This is a genomic window from Thermoanaerobacter sp. A7A (genome assembly GCF_000445185.1).
Classification (GTDB): Bacteria; Bacillota; Thermoanaerobacteria; order Thermoanaerobacterales; family Thermoanaerobacteraceae; genus Thermoanaerobacter.
The window spans coordinates 1-1,031 of record NZ_AVAF01000096.1; the positions used below are offsets into that span (position 1 = coordinate 1).

At 31.1% G+C, this 1,031-nt stretch carries 2 protein-coding genes and 1 pseudogene; all 3 read right to left on the reverse strand.

The annotated features are described in order from the left end of the window. Positions 1 to 306: pseudogene (locus M663_RS0106570) on the reverse strand (ABC transporter substrate-binding protein); the annotation flags it as partial. A gap of 108 nt (positions 307 to 414) precedes the next feature. Next, positions 415 to 711: a sporulation protein YabP gene (gene yabP / locus M663_RS0106575; RefSeq protein ID WP_019908061.1), complete on the reverse strand. Its 297-nt coding sequence runs from the start codon at positions 709 to 711 to the stop codon at positions 415 to 417. A gap of 89 nt (positions 712 to 800) precedes the next feature. After that, a partial coding sequence (locus M663_RS0106580) for a SpoIID/LytB domain-containing protein (protein ID WP_029688363.1) occupies positions 801 to 1,031 on the reverse strand: 231 nt, incomplete at its 5' end.

Consider the following 1,031-nt stretch of genomic DNA (forward strand, 5'->3'; position numbering starts at 1 on the left):
ACCATTCGGACCCTTTACAAACCTATAAAAATCAATAGAAGCTTGTTTTTTCCCAGAAGGATCGCCAATTAATTCTTTAGTGACTTTTTTAGAAAATTCACTTTGTCTATCAAAATCCATATATTTGCCAATTAAAGCGATATTTAATACGTAATCCTTTCTATTAATAATACTACTTGTAAAAGAAACCAACAAATAGATTACTAATATACTTACGATAATATAAACTTTATAATAGTCCCATATATATTCTACTTTTTCTTTTGTAGTCATGTTTTTAAACCAATTTTTTCTCTCCTCACTCATTTGTTTCACACCTCTCTACTTCCTTTGCGCAAAAATATCCAAATTTATTATAGCAATTAAACTTTTTAAAATCGAGTATATAAAACAAAATAAGCCGCAACATGCGACTTATCTAAACATTCTACTTATGAATCCCCCTGATTTTCCTATAAGGCCACTTTTGTCACTGTAATTTAAATTTACTATTTCTCCATCAATTGACACTTGTCCGTCATCAAGGTTCAATTTATTAATGTGAAGCCCTTGACCTCTTATTGTCAAAATTCCTAAATCTGTCTCCAATATTACTGTTTCTTCGTCAAAGCTTACAACATTTGTTACCCCAGAAATACTGATTTTTTCTCTATTTTCAATTGTAATATTATGAGGTTTCCCCGCTCTTAAAAAGTTCCTTTTCTCTTCCATTTTAAACCTCCCCTCTTTTTAATTGACTATTATTATCTATGAATCTTGTACTTTTTTTAGAACAAAAAAAATCCTCCTTCCGGAGGATTTTAATCCCAAATTTTTACTATATTTATGCCTTTAAAATAATAGTTTAGTATATCTTTTGCCTTTTTCCCCTCTTTAGCCATCTGATATGCTCCCCATTGAGACATTCCTACACCATGCCCAAACCCTCTCCCTTTTATCACCAATTTACTTCCATCGTAAGAAACTTCATCTATCATAGTGGACTTTAGCCTTTCACTTCCAATTGCCATTCTAAAATCGGGAGCATTTAC